Raw genomic sequence first — 6781 nt, 5'->3', positions numbered from 1 at the left:
GGGGGAAATACGCGCTAGGGGTCGATGCCCTGCTCGATGTTCTTGCGCCGCACGTGCAAGAGGGCGATGACGCCGATGGCCAGGCCGATGGGCCCCAGGTCCTGCAGCCAGAGCAGGATGGCCGTGGCGGGCGCGCCAAGGCCCAGGAACCACAGCTGGCGCTTCTTGCGCGGGGTCAGCGGCGCGGCCAGCCAGGCACATTCCATGCCGATGAACTTTTCTATGCCTGGGGCCAGGGCCTTGAGGCCCGTGTGTCGCATGGGCGGCAGGGGCAGGGCGTAGCAGCCCGCCAGAACGCCCAGGAGCGACAGCACGATGAAGGCCGGGCTGTGGAACAAAAGGCCCGGCGGCAACAGCGCGGCGAAAAAGGTCTGCACCAGCCAGTTCCAGGGCTCGCGCCTGCGCAGGCGCAGCCGCTGCCAGATGTTTTCCGCCCGCTGGCGAAAGCTCAAGTCCGGGCCGTCCGTTTCCATGCCCTCCAATTGCCACGCCGGGCCCTGTTCTGTAAACACGGCCTGTAGGCAAGAATCGTACACGCGCGCCGGGGGTGGGCATGAAGAAGTTTTCGCAGCCGGAACTGCTGGAGCAGGAAGGCTCGCTCAGGCTGGAGCGCCTGGCCTCGGAGGCCGGGCGGCTGGTCCACGGCCATGGCTGGACGCTGGCCGTGGCCGAATCGTGCACCGGGGGCCTCTTGGCCAGCACGCTTACCAATTTGTCCGGCAGCTCCGCCTGGTTCCACGGCGGGGTGGTGTCCTACTCCAACGCGCTCAAAATAGGGCTCCTCGGCGTGCCGGAGGAACTCATCGCCGCCCATGGGGCCGTGAGCGAACCCGTGGTTCTGGCCATGGCGCAAGGCGCGCTGGAGCTTCCGGGCATGCCCGCGGAAAGCGGCTGCTCCGTGGCCATTTCCGGCATCGCCGGGCCCACGGGCGGCACGCGGGAAAAACCTGTGGGCACGGTGTGGATCGCCTGGGCCTGGCCGGGCGGCAGCCGGGCAGAGAGCTTTTTGTTCCGGGGCTCGCGTGCGGCGGTGAAGTCGCAAAGCGTGGCCGGGGCGCTCTTCGGCATGCTCACCTTCGTGAAGTGACCCCATGGGCCAGGACTCCGGCGCGCGCGCAAGCATCCGCTGCTTCATCGGCCTGCCGCTGCCGCTGGGCTGGCAGCAGGGGCTCGACGCGCTGGCCGGGCGTCTGGCCGGACGGCTCGCATCGCGCCTCAGCTGGACCAGGCCGGACAACTGGCACGTGACCCTGCGCTTTCTGGGCGAGGTGGAGGAGGCACGGTTGCCGGGCATGTGCGAGGCCTTGCGGGGCGTCGACTTCGCCCCCTTCGCCCTGTGCCTGGGCGCGACCGGAAGTTTCTCGTTGCGCGGCGCTCCACGCACTGTATGGGCCGGGCTGAGCGAAGGGGCTGAAGCCTGCGCCCGGCTGGCGCGGGACGTGGACCGGGCTTTGGTCCATTGCGGCTTCGAGGCGCAGGCGCGGGACTTCCGCCCCCATGTCACCCTGGGACGGGTGAAGCAGGCGGCAAGCGGCGACGACTGGGAGGCTGTGGGCCGGGAGCTGGCCGTGGAGCTTGGCGGGGCCGCGTTCGGCCCGGCGCTGGCGGGGAAGTTCGTGCTCTGGCGGAGCATACTTGGGCCGCAGGGGCCCAAGTACCTCGCGCTCAGTCATTTTCCGGCCCGCGACCACGGCGGGGGCCCGGATGGGAGGAAGGTTCCCGCCTAGGCGGCGGTGTAGTCCCCCCGGTTGAACTTGATGCGTTCCGTCACCGTCATGGCCTCGAGTTCGGAGACCACGCCCTGCAGGGCGGGGTACTTCTGGGCGAGGTCGGGATTGTCGCCCCGGATCCGCTGCACCGCCCCGTCGATGTCGTCGAGCACTCCGTAAGCCTGCTTGAGGCTGGCGGAGCTGGTGGTGCTTTGCAGGCTCTGGGCGTACTGGTCCCACTTGTCGAGCACGCTGTCCACCTTGTCCATGATCGCATTCTCCGCCTGGGTTACCGGGGTAGTGGCCTCGACCTCTTGGGCCCCGATGAGGGCCGTGAGAGTGCCAAGCCCGCCCGGCGGCGGCAGGGATGCGGTGCTGGACGTGGACTGCGGGCTCGTCTTGCCGACTTCCTGGCTCAGGAGGTCGCCAAAGGCGGTTCCGGTCTGCGTGCCTCGGTTCGTCTGGGTGGTCGGGTCCAGCCGAACGCTCTCCAACTGGTCAGGATGGATTTTCATGGCTGCTCCTCATCCTGTGGTTTGTTCGAATTGTGCAGAGACCATGCCAAGGCGACGCATTGCGTAGTCGCTGAAATTACGTGAAGTTTTTAAAACGGCGGGAGGCAAATCTTGCCTGCCTGGCCCTCTTGGCCCGGCTTTGCCCACATTCAGGGCCGGATACCCCATGCCAGGGGCCTTGTCCATCCGGGAGCCTTGTCCGTGCGAAGGGCCGGGCGCGGGCCTGCTGAAGCATATCGGTGCGTTTTTCACTTGCGTTAACGGACTTAGGTGATTATTTTCACATTGTCTCCACATTCCCCCCCTTCGCCGAAGGGGGGCAACTTACGCCTCATCATGGGGGAAAGCGCCATGGCCCAAATCAAGAATATCCTTTGCGCAGTCGACTTTTCCGAGCACAGCCCGTCCGTCGCCGAATACGCCCGCATCATGGCTCAGGGCCTGGGCGCCAAGATCATCTGCCTGTACGTGGCCCCTTCCCTGTCCCAGTACGTGGGCTTCCACGTTCCGCCCAGCTCCATCGAGAACTTCGTGGGCGAGATCGTCACCGGAGCCGAGGCCACCATGAGCGCCTTCCTGAACGAGAACTTCCAGGGCGTGGAGGCCGAGGGCCATGTGGTCACCGGCTACGCGGCCGAGGAAATCTTCGGCATGGCCGCCAAGGAAGACGCCGACCTGATCATCATGGGCACCCACGGACGCAAGGGTATCGACCGCATCCTCTTCGGCTCCGTGGCCGAGAAGGTCGTCAAGGGCGCCAAGTGCCCGGTTCTGACCATCCGCCCCACGAAGTAGCCGTTTTTCCGCCCGGAAGCTTCCGGGCGGGCGTCTTGCGACATCCCCAAAAGGGGCGCAGGCGGGGGCGGCCCGGAAGGAGCCGCCCCTGGCGCCATCTTTATTCATAGCGCGCCAAGGGGCGCGCCAAAGGGAGCACTCATGTCCAGCCAGCGCGTCCGGCCAGAGATCCGCGACTTCACACCCTATGTGCCGGGCCTCTCGGTGGAGGAGATCAAGGCCAAGTATGGTCTTGAGCATGTCATCAAGCTCGCCAGCAACGAGAACCCCCTTGGCGTTTCACCTCTGGCGCAAGAGGCCATCGCCCGCGCGGCCGGGCAGGCCTTCCGCTACCCGCAGAACCACAGCCCGCGCCTCACCGCCGCCATCGGCAAGGCCATGGGGCTCGACCCCGCGCACATCGTCTGCGGCAACGGGTCCGACGAGATCATCGACCTGCTGTTCCGCGTGCTGGCCCAGCCCGGCAAAAGCAATGTGGTCTGCTACGAGCACGCCTTCAGCATGTATCGGCTGACGGCCAAACTGTGCGGTGTTGAATACCGCGAGGTGCCGCGCGGCGAGGATTTCCGCCTGCCGCTGGAAGCCCTGGCCGAGACCGTTGACGGGAACACCGCCATGGTTTTCGTCACCAGCCCGGACAACCCCACCGGCCTGGCCGCCAGGGCCGAGGAGCTGATGGTGCTTTCCGGCGTGCTGCCGGAAGGAACCGTGCTGGTGTGCGACGAGGCTTACATGGACTTCACCTGGCCGCCGGAGGAGTACAGCATGCTCGCCATGGTGGCGGAGCTTTCCAACGTGGTGGTCTTGCGCACCTTCTCCAAGGCCTACGGCCTGGCCGGCCTGCGCCTGGGCTACGGGGCGTTGCCCCTGTGGCTGGCCGAGCACGTGCGCCGCGCCCGGCCGCCCTTCACCGTGAATGTCATCGCCGAGGAAGCCGCCCTGGCCGTGCTGGAAGACGACAATTTCTACTCCGAAACGCTGGAAGTGGTGTTCAAGGGCCGCGAGCTGCTGTTGAAGCGCCTGCCGGAGTTGGGCTGTCAGGTCTGGCCCTCCCAGGCCAACTTCGTCATGTTCAAGCCCCCCTACCCGGCGGACCAGGTGTGCGAGGAACTGCTGAAGCGCGGGGTCATCGTGCGCCACCTGAAGAGCTTCGGCCTGGCCGACAACATCCGCGTCAACGTGGGCACCAAGGCGGAGACTGAGGGCTTTCTCAAGGCCCTGGAGGACATTCTTCATGGCTAACAAGACGCCGCTCATCGTGACCCTGGACGGCCCCGCCGGAGTGGGCAAAAGCACCCTGGCCAGACGCCTTGCGGGCGAGCTGGGCGTGGCCTTCCTGGATACCGGGGCCATGTTCCGCGCCGCCGCCTTCACCCTGGGCGAGGGCTCCTGGGACTTGCCCCAAGGTCTCTTGCAGCAGAAGTTGGGCGACTTCGACTTCACCCTGCGCGGCAGCGGGGCCGATACCGAACTGCTGCTGAACGGCCACGCCCTGCCCGCCGCCATCCGCGGCGAGGAGACGGGCCGCTGGGCCTCGCTGCTGGCCGTGGTGCCCTCTGTGCGGGCCTACATGAAGATGGCCCAGATCTACCTGGGGAACACCACCTCGCTCGTGGCCGAGGGACGCGACATGGGCACCGTGGTCTTCCCCCAGGCCACGCACAAGTTCTTCCTCGACGCCGACCCGGAGGAGCGCGCCCGCAGGCGCTGCCGCCAGCTGGAGGCCCAAGGCAAGCCCGCGGACCTCAAAGCCATCGCCGAGAGCATCCGCCAGCGCGACGACCAGGACCGCAACCGCAGCATAGCGCCGCTGAAGCCCGCGCCCGACGCCATGGTGGTGGACACCACCTTCCTGACGGAGTCGGAAGTGCTGGAGGCGGTGCTGGACCGCGTGCGGGGCCTGCGCTAACTCCCAGCCCGCACGCGGCCGGACCGAGGCTTCATGCCCGCAGCCCAGCTCACGAACACCCTGCGCAGACGGCACCGCGTGCTGCTCATCGGGCAGGACTACTTCGTGGTGCCGGAGCTGGAGCGCGCGCTGCGCGCCCTGGGCGTGGCCGTGGCCGTGCTGCCCTTTGCCCAGAACGCGGCCTTCGTGCGCCAGCTTTTGCTGGCCACGGCCTCCTTCCGGCCCAGCTTCATCCTCACCGTGAACCACGTGGGCCTGGACGGCCAGGGTCACGTGCTCGATCTGCTGCGCTCCGCCCGCGCGCCCCTGGCCAGCTGGTTCGTGGACAATCACGAAACCTATTTGCAGCGGCCCGCCGCGCCCGATGCCCGGCTCATGGTCTTCACCTGGAACCCGGAGTCCGTGGCGGCCCTGGACGGGGGGCTGGTGCCGCGCGCGCAATACCTGCCCCTTGGCGCGGACCCCGGCGTGTTCGCCCCGGCCAACCCGACCAATCCGACAGAGGACGCGCACGGCGTGGGCTTCGTGGGGGGCACCTGGGCGGCCAACCTTGCCCGCACCATGCGCGCCGGGCGTTTTCCCGCTACCTTTCTGCGCCGCTACCGCGAGCTTGGGGCGCTGCTCGCGGCCGAGCCGGACCTGGGCGCGGAGGCCTGCCTGCGCCGCCATGCGCCGGAGCTGTGGGAAGAGATTGCCGCCGCCAACCCGGAAGGCCGCGCCCTGCACCTGGAGCTGCTGCGCCAGGAGGCCACGCGCCTGCACCGCCTGCGCGCCGTGCGGGCCCTGCTGCCCCTTCGGCCGGTCATCGCCGGAAGCCGCCTGTGGGAGCGCATGCTGGGGCCCGGCGCGGCGGGGCGCTTCACCTGGCGCCCGGGCCCGGTTTACGGGCCGGAGCTGGCGGCCTTCTACCGCTCCCTGGCGGTGAACGTGAACATCACCAGCCTCAAGTCGCGCGCGTCCCTCAACCAGCGGGTCTTCGACGCGCCCCTGTGCGGCGGCTTTCTGCTGACCGAGGCCTCGGAGGCCCTGGCGCAATGCTTCGAGTCCGGTGTGGAGGCGGCGTGCTACAAGGGCCCGGAGGACTTGGCGGAGCAGGCCCGGCATTGGCTGGCCGATGCCGCGGGCCGCGTGCGCACCGTCCGGGCGGCGCAAAAGCGCATCCTGGCGGAGCACACCTATGCCCACCGGGCGGCGCGCATCATCGAAACCATGGACGCCGCGTTCTGAGCAGCGCGGCGGCGAACCTGCAACCCTTTCACGAGGAACCGGAGATGGCGGAAGAAAAGAAAGAAGGCTGGCTGGGCTACGTGGCGGTCACCACCATCGTGTTCGCGGTCTGCGCAACGCTTTCCACCTTCAAGGGCGGGCAGCACTCTACACGCGCGGTGCTTTCCCAGTCCAAGGCCACCAACCAGTGGGCCTACTACCAGGCCAAGGACATGAAGCAGTACCTGCACGAGCTGCAGAAGGATTCCCTGGACCTGGCCCTGATGAACGCGGGCAAGGGCGGCGGGGCCTATGCCGAGGCCGTTTCCGCCAGGACCAAGGCCTACGCGGCGAAAATCGACAAGTACGAGATCCAGAAGGAGGAGATCAAGAAGCAGGCGGAAGGCTACGACGCGGCCATCGCCCAGGCCCAGGCGCATTCCGGGGCCTTCGGCATGGCGATCATCTTTTTGCAGATCGCCATCCTGCTCTCGTCCGTTGCGGCGCTCATGAAGCTCAAGCCCGTGTGGTACGGCGGCATGGCCGTGGGCGTGCTCGGCCTTGTGTTCTTCGCCAACGGCTTCTTTCTGTTCTTCTAGGCGGACTTTTCCGGGGGGGGAGGCGGGGCGCACGGCCCGGCGGGGCTA

9 protein-coding genes are annotated in these 6781 nt (G+C 67.8%); 7 read left to right on the top strand and 2 right to left on the bottom strand.

Translation table 11 applies throughout. The features are described 5' to 3' along the window. Nucleotides 1-14: 14 nt before the first annotated feature. The gene (locus tag VN419_RS05560) at nt 15-473 is read right to left on the bottom strand and encodes a hypothetical protein (RefSeq protein WP_325645307.1); all 459 of its coding nucleotides are present in this window, start codon (nt 471-473) and stop codon (nt 15-17) included. Nucleotides 474-553: 80 nt separating this feature from the next. Here VN419_RS05560 and VN419_RS05555 point away from each other — a divergent pair, with 80 nt between their 5' ends. Together VN419_RS05555 and thpR are read left to right on the top strand one after the other, a co-directional pair. Next, on the top strand, nt 554-1087 hold the full coding sequence (locus VN419_RS05555) for a CinA family protein (protein WP_325645305.1): 534 nt from the start codon (nt 554-556) through the stop codon (nt 1085-1087). Between the two features lie 4 nt (nt 1088-1091). Next, complete coding sequence (gene thpR, locus VN419_RS05550; protein WP_325645301.1) at nt 1092-1727, top strand: RNA 2',3'-cyclic phosphodiesterase; 636 nt, start codon at nt 1092-1094, stop codon at nt 1725-1727. Here the strand turns inward: thpR and VN419_RS05545 are convergent. Beyond that, nucleotides 1724-2224, bottom strand: a complete 501-nt coding sequence (locus VN419_RS05545; protein WP_325645299.1) for a hypothetical protein — start codon at nt 2222-2224, stop codon at nt 1724-1726. The genes thpR and VN419_RS05545 overlap by 4 nt on opposite strands. A 351-nt stretch (nt 2225-2575) precedes the next feature. Between VN419_RS05545 and VN419_RS05540 the strand changes: the two genes are divergently transcribed. The 5 genes from VN419_RS05540 to VN419_RS05520 all read left to right on the top strand — a co-directional run bounded on the left by VN419_RS05540 (nt 2576) and on the right by VN419_RS05520 (nt 6733). Continuing rightward, on the top strand, nt 2576-3019 hold the full coding sequence (locus VN419_RS05540) for a universal stress protein (protein ID WP_325645297.1): 444 nt from the start codon (nt 2576-2578) through the stop codon (nt 3017-3019). Nucleotides 3020-3160: 141 nt separating this feature from the next. Continuing rightward, entirely contained in the window at nt 3161-4261 is a 1101-nt protein-coding gene (gene hisC, locus VN419_RS05535; RefSeq protein ID WP_325645295.1) for a histidinol-phosphate transaminase, read from the top strand. Beyond that, nucleotides 4254-4928, top strand: coding sequence for a (d)CMP kinase (cmk, locus tag VN419_RS05530; RefSeq protein WP_325645293.1), 675 nt, complete (start codon nt 4254-4256; stop codon nt 4926-4928). The genes hisC and cmk overlap by 8 nt, the downstream gene beginning before the upstream one ends. A gap of 33 nt (nt 4929-4961) precedes the next feature. Continuing rightward, nucleotides 4962-6155: a CgeB family protein gene (locus VN419_RS05525; protein ID WP_325645291.1), complete on the top strand. Its 1194-nt coding sequence runs from the start codon at nt 4962-4964 to the stop codon at nt 6153-6155. Nucleotides 6156-6199: 44 nt separating this feature from the next. Further along, on the top strand, nt 6200-6733 hold the full coding sequence (locus VN419_RS05520) for a DUF4337 domain-containing protein (RefSeq protein WP_325645289.1): 534 nt from the start codon (nt 6200-6202) through the stop codon (nt 6731-6733). Nucleotides 6734-6781 lie beyond the last annotated feature (48 nt).

This window comes from Humidesulfovibrio sp., assembly GCF_035560995.1.
In the GTDB taxonomy this organism is placed as follows: Bacteria; Desulfobacterota; Desulfovibrionia; order Desulfovibrionales; family Desulfovibrionaceae; genus Humidesulfovibrio.
Note: the sequence above shows the minus strand (reverse complement) of the source record. Positions and strands in the feature narration are given on the sequence as shown.